16 protein-coding genes and 2 pseudogenes are annotated in these 22,504 nt (G+C 71.1%); 8 read left to right on the top strand and 10 right to left on the bottom strand.

Going from position 1 to position 22,504, the window contains the following annotated elements:
• Window positions 1-12: 12 nt before the first annotated feature.
• Window positions 13-714, bottom strand: a complete 702-nt coding sequence (locus tag ACQKM2_RS07205; RefSeq protein WP_427707305.1) for a M24 family metallopeptidase — start codon at window positions 712-714, stop codon at window positions 13-15.
• Between the two features lie 169 nt (window positions 715-883).
• Entirely contained in the window at window positions 884-3,064 is a 2,181-nt protein-coding gene (locus ACQKM2_RS07200; RefSeq protein WP_427707304.1) for a SpoIIE family protein phosphatase, read from the bottom strand.
• Between the two features lie 212 nt (window positions 3,065-3,276).
• On the opposite strand from ACQKM2_RS07200, the gene ACQKM2_RS07195 reads away from it, so the two are divergent.
• On the top strand, window positions 3,277-4,014 hold the full coding sequence (locus ACQKM2_RS07195; RefSeq protein ID WP_427707302.1) for a gamma-glutamylcyclotransferase family protein: 738 nt from the start codon (window positions 3,277-3,279) through the stop codon (window positions 4,012-4,014).
• A gap of 317 nt (window positions 4,015-4,331) precedes the next feature.
• Here ACQKM2_RS07195 and ACQKM2_RS07190 read toward each other — a convergent pair.
• A pseudogene (locus ACQKM2_RS07190) lies at window positions 4,332-4,631 on the bottom strand (HAD family hydrolase); the annotation flags it as partial.
• 260 nt (window positions 4,632-4,891) lie between these two features.
• On the opposite strand from ACQKM2_RS07190, the gene ACQKM2_RS07185 reads away from it, so the two are divergent.
• Window positions 4,892-9,085 (top strand): molybdopterin-dependent oxidoreductase, encoded by a 4,194-nt coding sequence (locus ACQKM2_RS07185; protein ID WP_427707301.1) that lies wholly within the window; start codon window positions 4,892-4,894, stop codon window positions 9,083-9,085.
• Window positions 9,086-9,106: 21 nt separating this feature from the next.
• On the opposite strand, the gene ACQKM2_RS07180 is transcribed toward ACQKM2_RS07185, so the two are convergent.
• Both ACQKM2_RS07180 and modA read right to left on the bottom strand, forming a co-directional pair.
• Window positions 9,107-10,954, bottom strand: a complete 1,848-nt coding sequence (locus ACQKM2_RS07180) for an ABC transporter permease (RefSeq protein ID WP_427707390.1) — start codon at window positions 10,952-10,954, stop codon at window positions 9,107-9,109.
• Window positions 10,955-11,181: 227 nt separating this feature from the next.
• Window positions 11,182-12,006, bottom strand: a complete 825-nt coding sequence (gene modA / locus ACQKM2_RS07175) for a molybdate ABC transporter substrate-binding protein (protein WP_427707300.1) — start codon at window positions 12,004-12,006, stop codon at window positions 11,182-11,184.
• A gap of 373 nt (window positions 12,007-12,379) precedes the next feature.
• On the opposite strand from modA, the gene ACQKM2_RS07170 reads away from it, so the two are divergent.
• From ACQKM2_RS07170 to ACQKM2_RS07160, 3 genes are all read left to right on the top strand, one after another.
• Window positions 12,380-12,799 carry a TOBE domain-containing protein gene (locus tag ACQKM2_RS07170; protein ID WP_427707299.1) on the top strand — a complete coding sequence of 140 codons (420 nt, stop codon included), beginning with the start codon at window positions 12,380-12,382 and terminating at the stop codon, window positions 12,797-12,799.
• Window positions 12,800-14,184: 1,385 nt separating this feature from the next.
• Entirely contained in the window at window positions 14,185-14,829 is a 645-nt protein-coding gene (locus ACQKM2_RS07165) for a hypothetical protein (RefSeq protein ID WP_427707298.1), read from the top strand.
• Window positions 14,830-14,939: 110 nt separating this feature from the next.
• A complete protein-coding gene (locus ACQKM2_RS07160) occupies window positions 14,940-15,593 on the top strand; it encodes a hypothetical protein (protein WP_427707297.1) in 654 nt (217 codons plus the stop codon).
• Between the two features lie 45 nt (window positions 15,594-15,638).
• Here the strand turns inward: ACQKM2_RS07160 and ACQKM2_RS07155 are convergent, their stop codons facing one another.
• Window positions 15,639-15,845 carry a ferredoxin gene (locus tag ACQKM2_RS07155; protein ID WP_427707296.1) on the bottom strand — a complete coding sequence of 69 codons (207 nt, stop codon included), beginning with the start codon at window positions 15,843-15,845 and terminating at the stop codon, window positions 15,639-15,641.
• On the bottom strand, window positions 15,842-17,035 hold the full coding sequence (locus tag ACQKM2_RS07150; protein WP_427707295.1) for a cytochrome P450: 1,194 nt from the start codon (window positions 17,033-17,035) through the stop codon (window positions 15,842-15,844). Before ACQKM2_RS07150 ends, ACQKM2_RS07155 begins: the two co-directional genes overlap by 4 nt.
• A gap of 181 nt (window positions 17,036-17,216) precedes the next feature.
• On the opposite strand from ACQKM2_RS07150, the gene ACQKM2_RS07145 reads away from it, so the two are divergent.
• Window positions 17,217-17,891: a helix-turn-helix domain-containing protein gene (locus tag ACQKM2_RS07145; RefSeq protein ID WP_427707294.1), complete on the top strand. Its 675-nt coding sequence runs from the start codon at window positions 17,217-17,219 to the stop codon at window positions 17,889-17,891.
• A 384-nt stretch (window positions 17,892-18,275) separates the two neighbouring features.
• Here ACQKM2_RS07145 and ACQKM2_RS07140 read toward each other — a convergent pair.
• Both ACQKM2_RS07140 and ACQKM2_RS07135 read right to left on the bottom strand, forming a co-directional pair.
• Window positions 18,276-18,344: pseudogene (locus ACQKM2_RS07140) on the bottom strand (WhiB family transcriptional regulator); the annotation flags it as partial.
• Window positions 18,345-18,544: 200 nt separating this feature from the next.
• Window positions 18,545-20,518 carry an ABC transporter ATP-binding protein gene (locus tag ACQKM2_RS07135; protein ID WP_427707293.1) on the bottom strand — a complete coding sequence of 658 codons (1,974 nt, stop codon included), beginning with the start codon at window positions 20,516-20,518 and terminating at the stop codon, window positions 18,545-18,547.
• 97 nt (window positions 20,519-20,615) lie between these two features.
• On the opposite strand from ACQKM2_RS07135, the gene ACQKM2_RS07130 reads away from it, so the two are divergent.
• Window positions 20,616-21,047: a hypothetical protein gene (locus ACQKM2_RS07130; RefSeq protein ID WP_427707292.1), complete on the top strand. Its 432-nt coding sequence runs from the start codon at window positions 20,616-20,618 to the stop codon at window positions 21,045-21,047.
• Between the two features lie 9 nt (window positions 21,048-21,056).
• Here ACQKM2_RS07130 and ACQKM2_RS07125 read toward each other — a convergent pair whose 3' ends face one another.
• Complete coding sequence (locus tag ACQKM2_RS07125; protein ID WP_427707291.1) at window positions 21,057-22,142, bottom strand: NAD-dependent epimerase/dehydratase family protein; 1,086 nt, start codon at window positions 22,140-22,142, stop codon at window positions 21,057-21,059.
• Between the two features lie 161 nt (window positions 22,143-22,303).
• Between ACQKM2_RS07125 and ACQKM2_RS07120 the strand changes: the two genes are divergently transcribed.
• Window positions 22,304-22,489 carry a hypothetical protein gene (locus ACQKM2_RS07120; RefSeq protein WP_427707290.1) on the top strand — a complete coding sequence of 62 codons (186 nt, stop codon included), beginning with the start codon at window positions 22,304-22,306 and terminating at the stop codon, window positions 22,487-22,489.
• The last annotated feature ends 15 nt before the right edge of the window (window positions 22,490-22,504 follow it).

The raw sequence follows: 22,504 nt of genomic DNA, 5'->3' as shown, positions 1-22,504 counted from the left end.
GACTCCGGTCGGTCAGGCGAGGTCGAGCAGTTCCGCGTGGACGGCGGCGTGGCCCATGTACTCGTCGACGAGGCGTATCTCCAGGATCCAGTGCGCTCGCCACCCTTCCTGCAGCGCGCGGCGCAGCGGCCGGGTGTTCTCCGGGCTGATGAACGCCTCCGGCCGGGTCGTCTCCGCGTGCGTGGCGGGTGCGGTACCGGTCAGCCGGCCGACGTGCCAGGCTCCCAGGGTCCGGTCGGCTCTGGCGGCCGTGGCCCGGACCTCCGCGTGGAGGGCCCGGCCGGTGATGGCCGGGTCGGCTCGGAAGGCATCGCGCGCCGCGGTGGCCACGACCGCGAGGTCGTGTATCAGCCGTCGACGCGCCGGACCGTCCCCGACGGCCACGGTCCGGGCGAAGCCCGTCTCGTACGGCGCCAACAGCGACTCGAAGTCCAGCATGACGACGTCCTGCGCGCCGATCACCCGGTCCGGCCACTGGCCGGCCACCACGGTGTTGGGCCCTGAGCGCACGAAGCGCCGCTCGACGAGACCTGCTCGCGCACCGAAGACCTCCTGCGCGATGACGGCGATCCGGTCGTTGACCTCCCCCTCGGTACGCCCTGGTGCGATTGCCTTGGCGGAGATCACATGGGCGAACAGGCGCTGCCCCAAACGCTGGCCTTCCAATAGGTGGAGGCTCCGCAGCCTGATGTCCATCCGGTCCGACGTCGCCATGGTGGATCCTTGCCGTCTTCGTCGCCCGGACCGCGCTGCTCGCGGCGCCCGGGCCTGGTTGAGCCGGTCACCCGCCGGGATCGTGGCCGTTCGTCTGCCTGCGCGGCAGGAGAACCAGAGCCGGCGAGCCGAACGTAACAAGGCAGGCCGGGGAGACGTCAGCGGTCGATCATCCAGTGCTCGGCCGCGGCCGGGCGCCGGCGCTGGTCGCATCTACGAGGGACGGCCCGGGTACCTCAGGGCGTCCTGGCGGGGTGGGCGGGTTGCGGTGGGCATCGGCGATGACGAGGGCGACGTCGTCGGCGGCGTCGGGGTGTCGTAGCGCGGCAAGGAGACGTTCGCAGCTCGCCTCCGGGGAGTGGCCGGGCTCGCCGAGGAGGTTGAGCAGGAGGGCGAGGCGGTCGTCCAGGGAGTCGTCGCGGGTTTCGACGAGGCCGTCGGTGTACAGGACCAGCCGGTCGCCGGGATCCAGGTCGAAGGCGGTGGTCTCGAAGCGCGCCGGGCCGAGGCCGCCGGTGCCGAGCGGTACGCCGGCGGGGAGGTCGAGCAGCGCGGGGTCCTGCCCCGAGCGGATGAGCACGGGGGGCGGGTGGCCGGCCAGGGCGACCAGGCAGCGGGAGCGGTGCGGGTCGAACGTGGCGTAGACGCAGGTCGCCATGGTCCCGTCCAGTTCCGCGGTGATGTGGTCGAGGTGCTGCAGGACCCGGGCGGGATCGAGGCCGAGATCGGCCAGGGTGCGGGTGGCCGTGCGTAGCTGTCCCATGGTGGCGGCTGCGTGGACGCCGTGCCCCATCACGTCGCCGACCACGAGGGCGGTCTTGTGCCGGGGCTGGGGGATGGCGTCGAACCAGTCGCCGCCGATCCCGCTGGCTGCTGCCGCCGGCTGGTAGCGGTAGGCGATCTGGAGGCCGGTGGCCTGAGGTGAGGGCTGCGGGAGGAGGTGGCGCTGAAGGGTCAGAGCGGTGTCGCTGGCGTGCTGGTACCAGCGGGCATTGTCGATCGCTATGGCGGCGCGGATCGCCAGCTCGCCGGCCAGCGTGACGTCGTCGTGGTCGAAGGGCAGCGGGTTCCGGGTGCGGATGAGGCCGAGTGCGCCGAGGACCTGGCCGCGGGCGATCAGCGGTACCGCCAGGTAGGAGTGAGCGCCCTCCCGGGCCAGGAGCTCCGCGGCGTCCGCGCTGCGGGCGATGCGGGCCAGGTCCGGGGCCATGACGTGCGCTGCGAGGACGGGGCGCCCGGTGCTCACGCAGCGTGCGACCAAGCGGTCGGACGGGTACGTGGTGCGCTCGCCCAACGGGTCGGCGGCGCCTACGGGCGCCGTCTCGTAGGCTGCCGCCACCGCCAAGGGCCGGAAGAGGGCCCGCCCGACGTCCGTGCCGGGAGATGGTGTCACGTCGCCTTCCAGGACGGAGTCGAGCACGTCGACCGAGGCGACATCGGCCAGGTCGGCCACGGCCAGATCGGCCAGTTCCCGGGCCGTGCGCTCCACGTCCAGGCTGGTTCCGACGGCCACCGACGCCCGGGCGATGAGGTCCAGCCGCCTGCGGGCTTCGGCGGCTTCCCTGGCCGCGCGGTAGCTGTCGGTGACGTCCACGACCACCAGGGCGACGCCGATCACCCGCCCGCCCGGGTCCTCCAGCCGGTAGTACGAGCCGGACCAGGCGCGCTCCTGGTACGGGTCTGCGGGCGTGCGCCCGACGCCGTACTGGTCCAGCAGGGGTACGCCGGTGTCCAGGACCTGTCGCATGGAGGCTTCGATCACGTCGGTGTCCAGGAACGGCAAGGCCTCATGGGGTGTGCGGCCCAGGTGCTTCTCGGAGGGCAGACCGTTGATCTGCTCCAGTCTGGGGTTGACCAGGACGTAGCGGAGGTCCGTGTCCAGCACCGCGAGCCCGAGCGGGGACTGCGTCACCAGGCGCACCGACAGTGCCAGGTCACGCTCCACACCGCGCAGCACGGCCTCGTCACAGGCGATGCCCAGCGCATAAGCGGCGCCGTGCTCGTCCACCAGCCGCATGTTCCGGAATTCCACCAGCTTCGTGGAGCCGTCCTTGTGCCGTACTGGGAACACGCCCGCCCAGGTACCGGCACCGGACATGACCTTCGCGAAGAGTTCGAGGACCAGGTCGACGTACTCGTCGGCGACGAGCAGAGTGGCCGCGTATCTGCCCATCGCCTCTTCGGCGGACCAGCCGAACAGGTCCTGGGCCTGCGGACTCCACAAGGTGATCCGTCCCTGGTTGTCCAGGACCACCGCGGCCACGCTCAGCACGTCCAGCAGGCCGCCGGCTTCGGAGGGCACCACACCTGTGCGGCCGGGCGCTGCCCGGGACGCCGCGGACGCGGTCATGACCACCTCCTCAAGCTGCGGGCAGGTCCGGTCCCGCACCTGCCCGTCGGCCCGTCTCCCATCCTCCACCCGTCGCCTTTCGGCGGCAGCACTGGTCGTCATGCGCGCGCTCCCATGACCCATGATTCCCGCGGCGCATACCTACTATCCTCGCAAATGCAAGGAGAATCTGCCGATTGTGCTCGCAAGCACCACATTGCGTGAGGGATCGTATGGCTGACCATCTGTTGTTCTCGTACGGCACGCTGCAGCTGCCGCAGGTCCAGCGGGCCAGGTTCGGGCGCGAGCTCACCGGCCGCGCCGACGCGCTGATGGGATTCCGGCTGGAAACGGTGACGATCACCGACCCGGCGGTCATCGCCGACAGCGGAAGCGACCGGCACCCGGTGGCCGTTCACTCCGACAACCCTGCCGACGTGATCGAGGGCACCGTCCTCACGCTCAGCCCGGCCGAAGTCGACGCAGCCGACCGGTACGAGGTCGGGGACTACAGGCGAATCAAGGCCGAGCTGCGCTCGGGCGCCAAGGCGTGGGTCTACATCGACACCCCGACCGCGGAGGACTTCCGCGCCCGGCGGCTCCTGGAGGCCCAGGACAAGGCGCTGCGCCTGGCCGCGGACCTGCCCGAGGTGTTCGAGGCCGGCCGCCGCTACTTCGCCGCCCACCCCGACATCACCGGCGCCCAGTTGCACGCCGAGATCGCGCGCCTGGCCCACGGCCGCGGGTGGACGCTCGGCGGCACCGGCCACGCCGGGCACCTGGTCGGCGAGTTCCCGCACGAGAAGATCGACGCCGCAGAGATCGAGTCCTACATCGCGCCCGGGAACACCACCCCGATGCGCCGCACCGACCGCGCCGGGCGCATCTGCCACTGGATCCTGGAGGTCCACCTCGTGGACACCGCACGCGGGTTCGGCGGCTTCCACGAACAGCTCCTCGACCTCGGCTGACCCGCCGGTGTTGGTTCACGCCAGAAGCCGGCAGCCGTCGGGATCCGGGCAGCGACGGCTTCCGGTGCGGCGGGCACGGTGACGTGGGCGATGCCGTCCAGGCCGGGATGAGCGCCGACGCGGACCGAGTGGCGGGCGTTGCGCAGCAGGTCGAGGTCGTTGGTGTCGTTGCCCAAGGCGGCGTAGTCGGTGATGCCGAGGTCGACCCGGGAGGCGAGGGCACCCTGGTCGACGCGGCCCAGGATCGGGTGGTCGGCGGGGCCCGTGTAGGCGTAGTCCCAGGGGCCGTCGGCCAGGTAGGTGGCCGCGTGCCGTCCGACCGCTTCCAGCAGGGCGGCCAGCGTCGCGGGCGTGAAGGCGGCCCGGGCGCGGACCCCGCTGCCGACGGAGACGAGGCTGCCGTTGCCGCCGATCAGGGTCGCGTCGGGGAAGGCTCCGTCAAGGACGGGCAGCATGTCGCGGACCGGCCGCGCGGAGGCGAACACCAGCCGGTGGCCGGCTCGTTCACAGGACTGGATGGCGGAGACGATCCGGCTGTCCATCGACCGTCCGTCGAAGCAGAGCGTGCCGTCGAGGTCGAAGACGGTGGTGGGGGCCAGAGATGAGCACCCGATCATGCTGTCCGTCGATGTCGGGAACCCTGTCCGTCCCTGTGTCCGTACCGGTGACGTGCAGGTTCCCCCGCTTCCCGTCGTCAGGGGGCTGCGTACGTGCGCCTCACACGACGTGTTCGCAGCGTGTGCGCGGGGCGTAACCCCTCCTCTCCCTGCGGCGTGACGGGCCGGTAATCCGATCTCCCTACGGTGCTGGTCGTGGGGCCGTCCGCCGTCGGCGGGGCGGTCCCGGTCGGACGAGGTACGCCAAGGGGTGGGGTTCGGTGGCATCTGGCGCGAAGGCCGGCGGGGTACGTACGGTCTGCTCGTACTGCGGAGTCGGCTGCGGGATCGTGCTGGACGTGGCGCCCGCTCCTGCCGACGGACGACGCCGCGTCGTGAAGGTGTCCGGGGACAAGGAGCACCCCGCCAACTCCGGTCGCCTCTGCACGAAGGGGGCGACGAGCGCGGACATGATGGCCGCGCCGGGGCGGCTGGAGCAGGCCCTGGTGCGGGCGGAGCGCGGCGCCCCTGCGACCGGGACCGACGTCGAGGAGGCCATCGCGTCGGTCGCCGCCCGGCTGCGGTCGATCCTGGACGAGCACGGGCCCGACGCCCTCTCCTTCTACGTCTCCGGGCAGATGTCCCTGGAGGCGCAGTACCTGGCGAACAAGCTCGCCAAGGGCTTCGTGCGGACGAACCAGATCGAATCGAACTCCCGGCTGTGCATGGCCTCCGCCGGATCGGGCTACAAGCTGTCGCTGGGGGCCGACGGCCCGCCCGGCTCCTACCGGGACTTCGACCGCGCGGACGCGTTCTTCGTCATCGGCGCCAACATGGCCGACTGCCACCCCATCCTCTTCCTGCGCATGATGGACCGCGTCAAAGCCGGGGCCAGGCTGATCGTCGTCGACCCGCGCCGCAACGCCACCGCGGACAAGGCCGACCTCTTCCTCCAGATCAAGCCCGGGACCGACCTCGCCCTCCTCAACGGCCTGCTCCACCTGCTCGTGGCGAACGGTCACACGGACGAGGCGTTCATCGCCGAGTCCACCGAGGGCTGGGAGGACATGCCGGCCTTCCTCGCGGACCACCCGCCCGAGAAGGTCGCGCGGATCACCGGCCTCGCCGAGGACGACATCCGGCAGGCCGCGCAGTGGATCGGCGAGGCCGGCGAGTGGATGAGCTGCTGGACCATGGGCCTGAACCAGTCCACTCACGGCACCTGGAACACCAACGCCCTGGTCAACCTCCATCTGGCCACCGGCGCCATCTGCCGGCCCGGGTCGGGGCCGTTCTCGCTCACCGGGCAGCCCAACGCCATGGGCGGCCGCGAGATGGGATACATGGGCCCCGGTCTACCCGGACAGCGCTCCGTCCTGGTCGACGCCGAACGCGCCTTCATCGAGCGCCTGTGGAACATCCCCGAGGGCTCCCTCCGCACCGACGTCGGGCGCGGCACGATCGAGATGTTCGAGCGGATGGCCGCCGGCGACATCAAAGCCTGCTGGATCATCTGCACCAACCCCGTCGCCTCCGTCGCCAACCGCAAGACCGTCATCTCCGCCCTGGAGGCCGCCGAACTCGTCATCACCCAGGACGTCTTCGCCGAGACCGAGACCAACGCCTACGCCGACGTCGTACTGCCCGCCACGCTGTGGGCGGAGTCCGACGGCATCATGATCAACTCCGAACGCAACCTCACCCTCGTCCAAGGAGCCCTCGACCCGCCCGGCCAGGCACTGCCCGACTGGCAGCTGATCGCCCGCGTCGCCTGCGCGATGGGCTACGCCGACGCCTTCACCTACGCCTCCTCCGAGGAGGTGTTCGAGGAGCTGAAGCAGGCGTGGAACCCGCAGACCGGCTGGGACCTGCGCGGCGTCACCTACGAGCGGCTGCGCGGCACGCCCGTGCAGTGGCCGGCGCCGACGGTCGACGGCCCCGACCGGAACCCCGTCCGCTACCTCAACGACGGCGTGAGCCAGACACTGCTGGAGCGGGAGGACGGCAGCCGCCCCCGACTGGCCTTCCCCACCACGAGCGGGCGCGCCCGGTTCTTCGCCCGCCCCCACCTGCCGGCGGCCGAGCTCCCGGACGACGACTACCCGTACGTCCTCAACACCGGCCGCCTGCAGCACCAGTGGCACACCATGACGAAGACGGGCAAGGTCGCGAAACTGACCAGGCTCAACCCGGGGCCGTTCATCGAGGTCCACCCCGAGGACGCCGCCGCCCTGGGGGTCGCCGAAGGAGACCACCTGGAGGTCGCCTCCCGCCGGGGCCGCGCCGTACTGCCCGCGGTGATCACCGACCGGGTACGCCCCGGCACCGTCTTCGCCCCGTTCCACTGGAACGACCTGTTCGGCGAATACCTCAGCATCAACGCGGTGACCAGCGACGCCGTCGACCCGATCTCCTTCCAGCCCGAGTTCAAGGCCTGCGCCGTCACGCTCACCAAGACCGCCGCCCCGGCAGCGGCCGTACGAACCGGCGGGGACCCCCTGGCCGAGTCGACGGCACCGAAGGCGCAGCCGGTGGCCGTAGCTGCCACTCCCGGCGCGGCGGCGTCGTCGGATTCCGTGCTCCCCGCACTCGCCGCCGTCCTCGGCCTCGGCGATACGCCCCCGGTGCAGCTCGCCGGGCCCGAGCGCCGCTACCTCACGGGCTTCCTCGCAGGCCTCGCCGCAACCCCGGCTGACGGGCGGGTTCCGGTCCTGCCCGCGGGCGCACCCCTCGCCGCGGACACGGCACTCTGGGTCGACGGCGTCCTCGCCGGCATGTTCTCGCGCGGTCCCGAGGCCTCGCCCCGGTCCGGGGCCGCCCGGCCGGCCGCCGCGCCGACGGTCCCGGCCGCCGGAACAGCCCGCCGTCTGATCGTTCTGTGGGCCTCGCAGACCGGCAACGCGGAGGAATGCGCCGCCACCGCCGCTGCCCGCCTCACAGAGGCGGGCAGGACCGCCGAACTGCTGCCGATGACGGAAGCGGAACCGGCCGCCCTCAAAGCCGGCACGGACCTGCTGGTGGTCACCAGTACGTTCGGCGACGGAGACGCTCCGGACAACGGCGCAGCCTTCTGGCAAGCCCTGTCCGCGCCCGAAGTCGGGAGACTGGAGGGAGTCCGGTACGCGGTACTGGCCTTCGGCGACTCCTCGTACGACGACTTCTGCGGCCACGGCCGCCGGCTCGACGAACGCCTGGACGCCCTCGGCGCCACCCGGCTCGCGCCGCGCACGGAGTGCGAACCCGACTTCGAGGAGACAGCCGAACAATGGCTCCGAGACGTCCTCTCCGCCCTGGCCGCGCCCCAGGATCCGCCGCCCGCCAAGCCCGTTGCCACATCGGCGCCGGCGCCGGGTGCCTACGGCAAGGCGTCACCGTTCGCCACCCTCCTGATCGGCAACCGGCTGCTGAGCCTCCCGGGCTCCGCGAAGGAGGTACGGCAGTTCGCCTTCGACACCCGCGCCGGTGAACTCACCTACGAAGCCGGCGACGCCCTCGGCGTCTGGCCGACCAACGGCCACGCCCTCGTCGCCGAGTGGCTCGCCCTCACCGGACTTGATCCCGACGAACCCGTCGACGCGGGCGACGGCACGCCCCTCCCGCTCCGGGAGGCACTGCGCACCCGCCTCGACATCACCCGGATCACCGGAGACCTGCTCCGGTTCGTGTGTGACCGTACCGGCAGTCACGACCTCAAACGGCTGCTGCGTGCGGACAACAAGGATGCGCTGGCACAGTGGAGTTGGGGCCGTCAGGCCGCCGACGTCCTCGCGCTCTTCCCCGTGCGGGCCTCGGCGGGCGAGTGGGCCGCCGTCCTCAAGCGGCTCCAGCCCCGCCTCTACTCCATCTCCTCCAGCCCCCTCGCGCATCCCGGCGAGGTACGCCTCACGGTCTCGGTCGTCCGCTACGGCAACGGCTTCGGCCGGGACCGCAAGGGCGTGTGCTCCACCTACCTCGCCGACTGCGCGGACGACGGCCCCGTCCAGGTCTACGTACAGCGCTCGCCCCACTTCCGCCCGCCCGCCGACCCCGCCACCCCCATGATCATGGTTGGACCCGGAACCGGTGTGGCCCCGTTCGTCGGGTTCCTCGAAGACCGCCGGGCCCGCGGCCACACCGGGCCCAACTGGCTCTTCTTCGGTGAACAGCGCCGAGCCACCGACTTCTACTACCGCCACGACCTCGAAGGCTTCACGGAGTCCGGCCACCTCGACCGGCTGGACCTCGCGTTCTCCCGGGACCAGCGCAACAAGATCTACGTCCAGGACCGCATGCGGGAGAACGGAGCCCGCCTGTGGCAGTGGCTGCAGAACGGTGCCCACTTCTACGTCTGCGGTGACGCGGCACGCATGGCCAAGGACGTCGACCAGGCCCTCAAAGAGGTCGTCGGTACTCACGGAGCCATGGCCGCCGACGAGGCGGACGCCTTCGTGAGGCGCCTGGCTGCCGACAAGCGGTACGTACGAGACGTCTACTGACGGCCCCGGGCCCCGAGGGCGTCACAGGGTGACGAGGGTGATCTCGGTGGCTTTGACGCTGCACCAGACCGGTGTGCCGTCGGCGACGCCGAGTTCGGCGGCGGCCTGCGGGGTGATCTCGGCGACGGTGTCCGCCGTGGTCTCGGAGGCGATGAGGACGCGCAGGCGGCTGCCGGTGGCGGTGATCTCGCGCACGGTTCCCGCCCAGACGTTGCGGGGGCTGCCGGAGGGGCGCTCCGTGTGCAGGGAAACGGCCTCCGGCGCGACGATCGCCAGCGCCGCAAGGCCACCCCGTGCGGCGTCGGCGACCACGAGGTTCCCTCCGGCCTCCAGGGCGAGCCCGTCGGCGGTAGTCGTGCCGGGCCACGCGTTGCGGCCGAGCATCCGTGCGACCCAGGGAGAGCGGGGATGGCGGGTGACCTCGGTCGGCGGCGCGTCCTGCAGGGCCCGCCCGTGGTCGAGGACGAGGACGCGGTCGGCCAGCGACACCGCCTCGACGGGGTCGTGGGTGACCAGCAGGCAGACCCCGCCGAACCCGCCCAGGTGCGTGCGCAGGGTGTGGCGGACCCGGGCACGGGTGGTCTGGTCGAGGGCGGCGAGCGGCTCGTCGAGGAGCAGCAGCCGGGGGCGGGCGGCGAGGGCGCGGGCGAGGGCGACGCGCTGGGCCTGACCGCCGGAGAGCTGGGCGGGCTTGCGGCCGGCGAGGTGCCCGACGCCGAGCCGGTCCAGCCAGAGCTGCGCCTCGCGCCGTGCCTCCTTCTTGGACGTGCCCTGGGCACGCAGTCCGAACGCGGTGTTGGCCAGGGCGTTCAGGTGGGGGAAGAGGGCGCCGTCCTGTGGCACCCACGCGACTCCGCGGCGGTGCGGAGCCAATGCAGTGACGTCCGTGTCGCCGAGCCGCAGCTCGGCATGGGCGCGCGGAGTGAGCCCGAGGAGGGCCCGTAGCAGGGTGGTCTTGCCGGCGCCGTTCTCACCGACGACGGCGATGGTGGTACCCGGCGCGGCGTCGAGGGTGAGTTCGTTGAAGCCGGTGACCTCCGCATGGAGCGCCCAGCGTTCGCCGTCGGGCAGCGGCTGGGGCGCGGCCGGTTCGGGGGCGCCGGCCACCGGGTCGTCCGTCAGGGCCTTGTGGTGGACATCGCGGACGGCGTGCCCGCTGGTCCACCTTCCGCGCAGCCCGATCAGCACGAGCATGGCGATGGCGAGCAGCAGCAGGGACAGGGAGGTCGCGGCCTCGGGGGAGTCCTGGAGGAGCAGGTACACCTGGAGGGGAAGGGTCTGCGTGACGCCCGGCAGATTGCCGGCGAACGTGATGGTCGCCCCGAACTCACCCAGGGCACGGGCCCAGGTGAGCGCGGCCCCCGCGATCAGCCCGGGCGCGACCATCGGAACCGTCACGGTCAGGAACACGCGCAGGGGCGAGGCGCCGAGGGAGGCCGCGGTCTCCTCGTAGCCGGGGCGCAGCCCGCCCAGCGCCCCTTCCAGACTGATGACCAGGAAGGGCATGGCCACGAACGTGGCCGCCACGACGGCACCGGAGGTGTGGAAGGGGAGCGTGATGCCGAAGGTGTCCTGCAGGAACGGGCCGAGCAGCCCGCGCCGTCCGAAGCCGAGCAGCAGGGCGACACCTCCGACGGTCGGGGGCAGCACCATCGGCAGCAGCACCAGGGACCGCACCAGTGTCTTGCCGCGGAACTCGACCCGGGCCAGCAGCCACGCCAGCGGCACGCCCAGCACGAGCGAGATGCCCAGCGCGCAGAACGAGACGAACAGCGACAGCTTCAGCGCCTGGACCGCACCCGGCGTGGTGAGGTGGGTCCCCAGCTCGCTCCACTGCGTGCGGACCAGGATCCCGATCAGCGGAATCATCAGGAAGGCGACCGCGACCAGCGCCGGCAGCGCGAGGGCCAGCGGAGGCCGGGATCCGGGCCTCCGAAACCGCGGAGGTGCGGAGTCCGGGCCGCCAGGGCGGGTCCCGACGGAGTCGTCTCGGCCGGTGGCCTGCGGCGCAGTCATCGCTCTCCTCGTGAAACCACCCGGGCCCTCGGACGCCGGGACCGGGGGCCTGTCGAACGGCCTTGGGGCGTGTCCCTCGGTCAGGGCTGCTGGAACCCCGCGGCCCGGAGGATCTTCTGCGCCTCAGGGCTTGCCAGCCACGTGACGAACTCGGCTGCGGCTTCGGGGGACTTGGAGGCCTTCAGGGACGCGGCGGGGTAGGAGGCGACGGCGTTCTGGTCGTCGGGGATCTCCACGGCGTCGACCTTCCCCTTCGCCGCTTCGGCATCGGTCTTGTACACCAGGGCGGCATCCGCCTCCCCGAGCTCGACCTTCGACAGTGCCGCGCGGACGTTCGGCTCCTGCGAGACCGGCTTCACCGCGATCCCCTGCTTGTCGAGGATCTCCTTGCTGTACCGGCCGGCGGGGACTTCGGGGGCCGCGAGCACCACCTTGACCTTCGTGTCGGCGAGGTCCTTCAAGCTGCCGATCTTCATCGGGTTGCCAGGGGCAGTCGCGATGACGAGACGGTTCTTCGCGATGACCTCGGGGTCGTTCACCTCCGCTTTCAGCCCGTCCATCGTCTTCGTGTCAGCCGTCACCAGAGCGTCGGCGGGAGCGCCCTGCTTCACCTGGGCGGCCAGTTCCTGCGAGCCCGCGAAGGAGAACGTGACCTTCGAGCCCGGGTGCGTCTTCTCGTACTCCGCCCCGGCGGTCTTGAAGACGTCGGTCAGCGAAGCGGCCGCCAGCACCGTCAGCTTCGCCGCCGGAGCCGAAGCGGAGCTCGATCCGGACGGGCTGGATGCCGCAGTGCCGTCGGAGCCGCCGCTGCCGCCACAGGCGGCCAGTGCCGGAACCAGCAGGGCCGATCCGGCCAGTACGGCGACCGCCGTACGCGCGCGGACAGGAACAGGAGGGAAAGCCATGGGTGCGGATTCATTTCTCGTCGGGGGCGTGGGCAACCCGAGGCAATTGCGGCTACCGCCAGGGGATCTCTACCGTATTTGCAATCCATCAATACCACAGCAGCCCGAATTTGCGGCGCCCGGAGAGGCTTCGCATAGCAGATGCCGCAGGCCCGTAAACGTGTCGGAAGTCCAGGCCAGGGAGGGGCGGGAGCCCTGGTCAAGTCGGGCCTGACGACCTTTCTCCGATACGCCATGCGGATGCGGCCATTTGGTTGGAGCCTGCGACCCGGCGGGAAATTCCCTTGCTTCGGGTCCGGTAATGTCGTTCATGACGCAGGTCACACCGGCCCGCATCGTTTCGTCCCCCTATTTGAGTGAGGCGTGGTTTTCCATGAGCCTGTCCATCCGCAACCAGATCGCCGGCACCGTCACCGCCGTCACCTCCGGTGAGGCCATGACCTCGGTCAAGGTGCGCCTGGAGGGCGGTCAGGACATCACCGCCGCGATCACCACCGACGCCGCGAAGGAGCTCGGTCTCGCGGAGGGCTCGGCGGTCAAGGCGCTCGTGAAGGCGACCGAGGTCTCCCTGGCCACCGGCCCCGTCGAGGGCCTGTCGATCCGCAATCAGCTCGCGGGTACCGTCGTCGACGTGGCCGCCGGCGCGGCCATGGCCTCCGTCAAGGTCGACGTGAACGGTGGCGGCCTGACCGCCGCGATCACCGCCGACGCCGCCCAGGAGCTCGGCCTTGCCGCCGGCACCTCCGTGGTCGCGCTGATCAAGGCCACCGAGATCTCCCTCGCCGCTGCCTGATCCACTCGCACTCGCCGCGGTTCCTCCCGCGACGAGAAGCCCGTCCGCCGGCCGGCTGCGCGTCCCCTCCGGGGGACCGGCCGGCCGGCGGCATGTACGGCACGGGTCTGATCTTGTGCCATCGATTGCGGCACGCCGCCCTCCGCGCCTGGCTCCGCCGCCTGTGCCTGACCCGCTGCGCCCGGGGCTCGGCCTGCTGCCGCCTCGCGCACGGGTGGCTCGGTTCCGACGGACCTGGCGTTCGTACTGGAGAGCGCCTTCGCGGTTGCCGCACAGGACATCGCACCGTTCGGCGGCGCCGTGGGAGTGCTACGGGAACTCCGGTGCCGGGGCACCGCCGTCGGCGCCGTCACCCTGCAGCCCCGCGGCCCGATCGGCGCACCCGCCCTCGTTACCTTCGGTGACAATGCTCGGCTTGTGGAGCCGCGCCGAGGAGGCGGATTGCGAGCGGGTCGCGAACGCTTGCCACGCCCGCTGAATCCCGGTGCTGGTTCGGTGCTGGTTCTTTGGTGTCAATGATCGGAAAACCGCAGGTCGTAGCTCTGTTCGGATGAGTTGTCGTACCACTCGATGGTGGTCCCGACGAGGCTCGCGGCGACGATCCTGCGTATGCCGGACGGGCTCGTTCTGCTCGCTGCGGGGGAGACCATGTGCACCACTTCCAGGGTGTCTGCGGGGGACGTCAGGTGTGGCCACAACGTAGAAGTCCCCAGGTCAGCGTCATATGTGGCGGACCATCACATTCACAGTCCGACTTGTGTGCCGCACCACCACATGGCCATCGCCGGCTCATTCTCACCCCCGGAGGAAGCCCTTCTGCATGGCGCCGGATCTGCAGAATTCCGTCCGTTTCGGTGCGGCGGTGCTGACTCCCGTGCTGGTTCGGTGCTGACTGTGCAGCGTCGGACTTCGACATTCGGCGCGCATCGGGTCCGCGGCCTTGCAGCTTGAAGGAACCGACAGGTGTGCCAGGGGAGATGTTCCGATCGCGTCGGCATGCGCGTCCACGATGCGTGCTGACGGCGATGGCCAGTCGGTACCGGGCCGGCTGTCCGGACGCCACCTCTCGACCCGCGAGGGAGCCAGTGGGGGAGCAGTGCCGGCTCGCGGGAAGCGCCGCCGCCCAGCACTGCAACGGTGTTTGCCGTGCTAGTCGGGGTTGCAGTACTAACCCCCTCTGGAACGTAGAGCACACCATGTGCCCCCGCTCTGGCGAGGGAGGCATTTCAGGACGGGCGATCGGGTGATCCGTAGCCGTCTCCCGTAATCAGGTCTGCTCCCGGGCGTTCTCTCTGGCACACGTATCCGCGCGCGATGTGCGCGCGCCGGTTTCGCGACCGTGTCGTGAAAAGGCGAAGGATCATCACCCGGTAGGAGAGGGCATCATGCTGACGAGCTCGCTGCTTCAACGGATTTCCGCTCTGGGAACGGTCCTTGGGCTTGGCCTGGTACTGCCTTTTGGGCTCGGAGTCACGCCCGCGTACGCTCAGGCCCAGCTGGAAATCACCAAGACCCACGAAGGGAGTTTCCCCCGTAACGGGCAAGGCATCTACACCGTAACGGTCACCAACGTGGGAAATGAGGCGACCCCCATCGCGACCCTGTTGACGGACACCCTCCCCGAGGGACTCCTTGTCGCCGGTTTTATCCCCAGCTCTGATGTCGAGTGTGAGGGCGTGGGAACGAGGCTGGCCAGTTGCACCAGCGGCATTTTGGGGATCGGGCAGAGTTACGTCGTCAGGATTCTCGTTGCCGTCGCAGCCGACGCGCCCTGCACGGTCACAAACAGTGCCACGGTCACCGCTCCCTTCACCGGTCTCAGCGATTCGGTGACGGACGAGCCCACGACGATCACCGGTGGAGACTGCGACAACGGCGGGAACGGGAACGGGAACGGAGGGGGATCCATCCTCCCCGTCAACGTCAGCGGTGTCCTTCCGGCGTATAACAACATCACTACGAACAACAACATCAACAGCCCCGGCGCCGGCAATGTCAGCCGACAGAATCTCGGAGTGAGTGCTCCCTGAGAGATCGACGCGGGCCGCCAAGCGAAGCGTGGCGGCGGCTTGGTGTCGTAGTCGTCGGGCCGACACGGCGGCGACTGCCACGCCCGCGTCAGCCGCGTCACCAGGGGCTCGTGCCGAAGGTCGTCGTCGGTGTCGGTGACAGCCTGGGCAGCCTGTCGGCGCTCCGCCGGGCTGCTGTCGAAGCCCGGCTGCTGGAAGTGAAGGGTGTGCCGTCCTGGCGTGGCAGGCTCCAGGAGGGCGGGCGTCCGCACCTGGCCTCCTTCCCCATGGAGCGAGGGTCCACCGGTTCGGGACCGGAACGGCTGAGGGCGAGTGAGGAACCGCGTACGGTGCCGCCCGCCTCCCGGTCCGACGCCGAGCAGGATGCCGAATGGGCCGGTGAACGCCGTTCCGCGACCGTGGTGGCCGGGCTGCTCGTTGCAGGGTTGCAGACCATCGACTGGGCCGCTGATTCCACCACCTGGCAGCGCGGCGTCGTGTGGACGGGGCTCGGCCTGCTGCTATGCGTCGTCCTGCTGCCGCCCCGCGTACGGGTGGCGGCCCAGCGCCTGATCCTGCGGGACGCCGAAGGCCGCCGGGCGGAGATCGACCCGGGCGTACTGGCCCGCAACCCCGCCCTGTGGCACGGCTTCGACACCGACGCACGGGCATCGGTGCGGCGCGGCACGCTGTCGGCCGGGGGGACCGCCACCCTGCGGCACCTGGCCGAGCACATCGACCGCGAGGCGGCCCGGTCCGTGTTCAAGGTCTCCGGGCTCGGCTGATGCCGCTCACCGGGACGGCGGCCGGCTTCCTGAACCGGTACCTGCCTACGGCTCGTTGAGGACTATCGCCCCGGAGGGGCAAACGCCGGCAGCCATCCGCGCGGCCGTGACCCGCTCGGCGGCCGGCTCGGCCTGCAGCAGGACCACCAGGCCGTCATCGGTGTCCTGGTCGAACACCTCCGGGGCGGTCATGGCGCACATCCCGGCGCCGATGCAGCGCTCACGGTCGATGCTCAGGCGGGCCGTGCTCAATTCTCTTCCCAGGTGACCGGGAGGCTCTTCACGCCGAAGATGTCGGCGGCCTCGGGGCGCAGGCGGACTTCGTCAGCCGGTACGGCCAGGCGCAGCGCCGGGAAGCGTTCGATCAAGGCACGGAACGCCACCCGCATCTCGACGCGGGCCAGCTGCTGGCCCAGGCACTGGTGGATGCCGTGGCTGAAGGCCAAGTGTCCGTCGTACGGCCGCCGGACGTCGAGCACGTCGGGGTCGGTGAAGCGGCCGGGGTCGCGGTTGGCGGTGTTGAGCGACAGGACGACCGTCGTGCCGGCCTCGATGGTCTGGCCGCCGACCTCGACGTCCTCCAGCGCCGTCCGGTGGAAGGTCTTGGCGACGCTGAGGTACCGCAGGAGCTCCTCCACCGCGCCGTCGGTGAGCGCGGGGTCGGCGCGCAGCGCGGCCAGCTGCGCCGGGTTCTGCAGCAGCGCGAAGGTGCCGAGGGACAGCATGTTGGCGGTGGTGTCGAAGCCGGCCGCCAGCAGGATGAGGCTGATCCCCTTCAGCTCCTCATCGGTCAGGTCGCTGTCGGTGAGCTCGCTGAGCACGTCGTCGGTGGGGTTCGCGCGCTTGGCGGCGACGAGGCGCGCGAGGTACTCCTGGGTCGCGGTGTAGGCCGCGATCAGTTCCTCGTCGCTCACCTCCCCGCCCATGAACGCGTCGATCTGCTCCTGGAAGGAGGCCCGGTCCTCGTACGGGACGCCCAGGATCTCGCAGATCACGATGGTGGGGATGGGCTTGGCGAACGCGGACACAAGGTCCGCAGTCGGCCCGGCCTGCTCCATGGCGTCCAGGCATTCGGCGGTGATCTGCTCGATGCGCTCAGTGAGCAGCCGCATCCGCCGTACGGTGAACTTGCCGACCAGGGGCTTGCGGTAGCGGCTGTGCTGCGGCTCGTCCATGAGGAGGAACTCGCCGGGCGGTGCCGGAGGAAGCTCGAAGTCGACAACGTTCATCAGCTCCTTGCGCGAGCTGAAACGCGGGTCCGCCAGGACCGACCTCACCAGGTCGTAACCGGTGATCAGCCAGCCGGGCTTGCCACCGGGGTGGGTGAACCGGCTGATGGGACCCTGTCGATGGGCATGGGTCAGCTCGACCGGAGGGTCGAAGGGGCAGCCGGGCTGACGTTCCGTCGGCAGTGCCGTGACGGTGTGGACGGCTTCGCTCATGACCATGCCTCATCTCGCGATATGACGTGTTTGGATTCCCTTGAAAGCTACGTTGCATTTACTGTGCGGTCAATCGCCGGATCGCATATCTCCAGGTAGAAGGCGGTGAATTGATGCAATGGTGTGCGATCGAATGCAACACTGCATTGCAATGAATGCACCTGAAGGCAATACTGGCGCCATGCCAGGAGGACGGTTGACCCAGCAGGAGCGCCACCGGATCGCGGCCGGACTCGCCGACGGCCTGTCCTATGCGGAGATCGCCAGGCGGCTCGAACGCCCGACCTCGACGATCAGCAGGGAGGTCTCGCGCAACGGGGGACCCGCCGGCTACCGGCCCCAGCAGGCCCACCAGGCAACGGTCCGGCGGGCGCGGCGGGGCGCACCGGCACATCCCCTCGTGGACCGGCCGTACGGGAACGCGGCGGAGGAGGAGATCGTTGAGTTGGCGGTCAGCTCCGGGATGCCGAGGATGACCGCGCGCGTGCACGTCGACCTGCTGCTTTCCGAGGACGGCAGGCGCACCGCGGCGGAGCTGACCCGCAGACTCCAGGTCAGCCCGGCCTCCGTCTCCGTGGCCGTGAACCTCCTGGTCCAGTACGGGTACGTCAGGCGTGAGCGCGATCCGCAGCGGCGCTGTGACGTCTACGCGGTCGACGACGAGGCCTGGTACCACTCGATCGTGATCAGCGCTCGGCAGACGCTCGAAACGGCGCACGCCGCGATGGCGGCTGCGGAGGCGTTCGGGCCCGACAGCCCCGTCGGGCGGCGGCTGGTCAGAGGCGGGTCGTTCCTGGAACGGGTCATTGGTGACATGAGGGAGTCCGCCGACCGCTGGCGCCCCCTGCTGACGTGACGGGCCCGTCGCACCCCTCCGGAGTCGGCGCGCCACGTCCGGCCCCGATCGGTGCCGAACGTGGCGCCCACGGGGCGTGCTGCTGCAGTCTTTGTGGCTTGCGCACCGATGACGCCGCCCGGGCCGGTGTACCCGCTCGGGAACGGCGGTGGTCGTCGGCGCTCGCACCACCGATGGGCGAGCGGCTCCGGTGGGGTGCAGCGGTCGCGGTGGTCGAGCAGGCCGGGCTCCAGGCCGTTCGTCCTGGCAGGCGCCCCAGGCGCCCCAGGCGCCCCAGGCGCTGCCCTCGTCGCGGTCGCAGCGGCTGACCCCCTCGGCCGGCTGCGACAGCAGTTCCGAGAGCTGCTCCATCGCCGCCCGGATCGCCGAAGCAGCCCGCACGCCGTAGGACTCGCCCATGAGCAGGGCGTGCCGCAGGCAGGCCTGCCGTACCGGGCAGGACGTACACAACACTCAGGCCGCCCGGTCGCGTTGCTCCAGGTCTCCGCGCTGTTCGTTCCAGTGCCGAAGAACTGCTCCGAGCCCAGCCCCCTGCACACGGCTCGGGATCCCCCTCCCCGGCGCCGGGCCGGAGAAGCCCCACCCCCGCAAGCAGGCCGCACTGCCCGGGGACGGGGACCGTGCGAAGGAGGAGCCCGGCTCAACTCGGCCGCTCAGGGGGCGGTGTCGCCCGTCCGGCACGACGTGGTCCGGTCCGCCCCGGTGTACGGGGACTGCTCCGGGCCGTCCCGGAACTGTTCCGCCTGCAGGCGGTAGGCCGCCGCGAAGCTGCCCTGGGCGGCCAGCAGGGCGTCGTGGTCACCCTGTTCGACCACCTTGCCCCGGTCGAGGACGTAGATGGTGTCGGCGCAGCGCACCGACGCGAGGCGGTGGGTGATGAGGACGACCGTGCGGCCGCTGTCCGCCAGGGCTCGTATGCGGTGGAAGACCTCGATTTCGGAGGCGGCGTCGAGGGCCGCGGTGGGTTCGTCGACGATGACGACGGACGCGTCGCGGAAGTGTGCCCGGGCCAGGGCGAAGCGCTGCTGTTGGCCGCCGGAGAGGCCCTGGCCGCCGTGGAAGCCGCGTTCGAGGAGGGTGTTCCAGCCGCGGGGCAGCGTCCGGATCAAGCCGTCCACGTCGGCGAACGCCGCGGAGCGCTGTAGGGCGGCCTCGTCGTGGGCGCGTTCGGGACGCCCCAGGGTCACATTGGCGCGGGCCGTGAAGGGCCACTTGAGGAAGTCCTGGTCGACGAGGGCGACACGGTCGAAGACGGTGTCGCGGTCCAGCTCGCCGATGTCGGTGCCGTCCCAGGTGAGTCGGCCGGAGTCGGGGAGGTAGAGCCCGGCGATCAGTTTCGCCAGCGTCGACTTGCCCGAGCCGTTGTCCCCGACCAGGGCTACGACGCTGCCGCGCGGAATGCGCAGGCTCACGTCCGTGACCGCGGGGGCGGCCTGCCCCCGGTAGGTGAAGGAGACGCTGTCGAGCTCCAGGACGGTCGGCCGTCCGGTCAGCGGAAGGCCGCCGGCCGGAATGGCGCGCTCGCGGGCCAGGGCCACCGCGCGGTCCAGGTCCAGGAGGTAGAGCGACTGCTCGTACAGGTAGTTGACGTTCCGCACCAGTCCGGACAGCTGGCTCGTGGTGTTGCGGACGGCCAGCACCGCGGTGCCGGCGGCGGCCATCGGCAGGTGTCCGGAGACCAGGAGCAGCCCGAGGACGGCGTACGTGCCCCCGGTGGCGGCGCCGGACACGGCACCGGCGGCCAGGTCGGTGCCGGCGGCGGCCAGCGCGAGCCGTTTCTGCTCCGCCGTGGACTGATCCGTGAGCTCCCGGTATCGCCGCAGCAGATGGGGTCCTACGGCGTGGGCGCGGAGCTCGCGGGCCGGGTCGGGGGCCAGCAGCAGGTCGGACAGGCGCCTGCGCACCCGTACGTGGTCGAGCCAGCGCTGGATGCTGCGGTAGACCCGGCGGGCCGTGCGGACCGTGCCGTATCCCTTGGGTATGGCGGTGAGCAGGAGCAGGGGTAACAGCAGCGGGTGCAGCACGGTCAGCACCCATGCCGCCGCGACCAATGAGATCAGGCCATTGAGCACGGCTACGGCGTGCCCGATCAGCCGACGCGCGGCGTCGGTGCCGTATTCGGCCGTCTCCAGGAGCCGGCGTACCCGGGCGTCCTCCAGGTCGGCGAGCTCCACCCGGATCGCGTGGGAGAGCAGCCGGAGCGAGGCGGCCCGCTCCACCTGGGGTTCCAGCCGGCCCACCGCCAGCGCGGACACGGCCGTGAGCAGCGCGACGAGTACCGCCGTACCGGCCACGACCAGCAGGGACGGCAGCGCGGCGCGCACCCGGTCCGGTGTCGGGCCGCCCGCGAACAGGTCGACCAGCACCTCGTTGGTGGCCAGCAGCCCGAAGGCCGTGGCCGTGCCGCGACCCACCTCCGCGACGGCCACGGTGACGAGGGAGACGCGGTCCACCTCCCAGGCCATCGCGGCGGCCCGCGCCAGCAGCGCGGGGACCCGGCCGGCCATCCTGTGGAAGGGGATCTCCAGCGGCACCTGCTCGTGCCGGGCCGACGCGTCGTCCATCCGGAGGCGGCCCCCGAAGAGTTCCCGTTCCGCGTCGTTGGTCTGCTCCTGATCGGACGTCACTGGGCGCAGTGCCTCCCGTTCCGGTGTCGTTCGTCAGCGTCTGAAAGCCGTCTCAAAGTGAGTGCCCTGTCCTGTCGTCTTTAGTTCAATGGGATTTATGACTCGGCTGACCACCACGACCCGGTCCGGACGGCATGTGCTCGGCAAGCGGCTGGGCGTCATCGCGCTCTTCGCGGCAATTGCCGGGTGGCTGATTCTCGTCATCTTCTCCATCACGACGGAGGACGACGGCAGCGAATCGAGCCCGCAACGGCTCGCGGAGGCGGTGCAGCGGGAACTGCGGAAAGGCGATGCGGACGCCCTGCAGAAGCGCTTCACGGATGACACGGCGGGCGAGAAATACGCCGAGAGCTTCCTCGGCAAGCTCAAGGACGTCCCCGAGGACCGGATCGCGGTGCGGGTGGTCGGGGACGCGCTGCGCGTCGACGTCGCCGGTACCCCCTCCTGCACCGCGTGGACGCTCGTGGAGGCGGACAAGGGGCACTGGAAGCTGGACGCGGCTCCGCCCGCCCCCGGGTCGGGTTGCTGACCGGCGCGGTCACGCCTGCCGCACCCGCGCGTCCTGGGCCCCCGTATCCCGACCGCCGGCCCGGCCGTCCGCGTCCGGCGTCCCCGCTCCGTCGGCCCGGGCGTCCCAGGCCCGGAGCAGGGCGTCCTCCCGCGCCGGGGTGAGCGCGTAGGCACCGGCCGCGTAGTCCCGGCCCGCCGTACCGCCGGCCGTCATCCAGTCCCAGGTGTCCCGCACGGTCTCGGCAACGGGTCGCGTGCGCAGGCCGGCGGATTGCGCGCGGGAGGTGTCCACGGACCAGGCCCCGGCGTCGTCGGCGGCCCACAGCGGCAGGCCGAGCCATGGACGGGCGCCGTGGGCCCGTAGGAAGGCCCCGTCGGCCCAGACGGTCTCCGCGCCCGTGGTGCCGACGGCGTCCAGGCAGTGCGCCAGCAGTTCACCGAGCGTGGTCTGTCCCGGCGGTCCGGTGACGTTGAGCGCCCCGGCCGGCTGCGGGCCGTCGAGGACGTCGAGCAGCCAGTGGGCCAGGTCGCGCGCGTCGAGGTAGCGCAGCGGCAGGTCGGGCGGCCCCGGGGCAAGGATCCTGCCGCCCCGCGCGGCGCGGTTCAGCCACCGCGGCAGTCGCCCCAGGTCCTCGTGCGGCCCGAGCAGGAGGCCCGGCCGGACGATGAGGGAGCGTCGTGGTCCGAAGACCTGCGTGACGGCCCGTTCGCAGCCCGCCTTGAGGGTGTCGAAGTCCGCGTCGTCGATCCCGGCGTCGGAGGGGCAGGGCCGTAACCGGGAGTCGTCGGTGACCGCGGTCCGCGGCCAGCCGAGGGCGGCCAGCGATGAGACGAACGCGTACCGGCCGGCGGCCCCCTCCAGTTCCCGGGCCGAGGCGAGCACGTCCCGGGGGAGCATCCCCGAGGTGTCCACCACCGCGTCCCAGGGCCCGCACGCGGCCAGCCGCCGGAGGTCCGGCGTCCGCGTGCGGTCACCGCGCACCACCTCGGCGTCCGGGTGGTCAGGGCCGTGCGTCCCGCGGTTGAACGTGGTCACGCGCAGGCCGCGCGCCAGGGCCCGCGCCACCAAGGGCCTGCCGAGGAATCCCGTTCCGCCGAGCACCAGGACGCGCATGACTCCCCCTTGCTCACGGCCTGTTGGACGAGTGGCGCGAACACGTGTGTTCGACACACCCGGCACATTAGGCTCGTTGACACACGTTCGATCACAACTTAGCTTTTTTGATCGCGTCTTGAAAGACGTTTCAGAGATGTTCCGAAAAGGAGTGATCCGTCGTGTTATCAGCAACGCTGATCGACCTGGACAGTGAATTCGACCTCGACATTCACATCGCGTCGCCGGACGCCCTGGACACCGAGCCCACCGCTTGGTGGTGCACCCACCCGTACAGCTGCCGTTGGACCAAGTGCTGTTCGGGCAACGAGAGCCCTGAGGGCGACCCGACCGCGCTTGCGGGCTGACGGCTGAGAGCGTCG

Source organism: Streptomyces sp. NPDC004126 (genome assembly GCF_050275515.1).
Lineage (GTDB): Bacteria > Actinomycetota > Actinomycetes > Streptomycetales > Streptomycetaceae > Streptomyces.
This window is presented reverse-complemented; position numbering and strand designations above follow the sequence as displayed.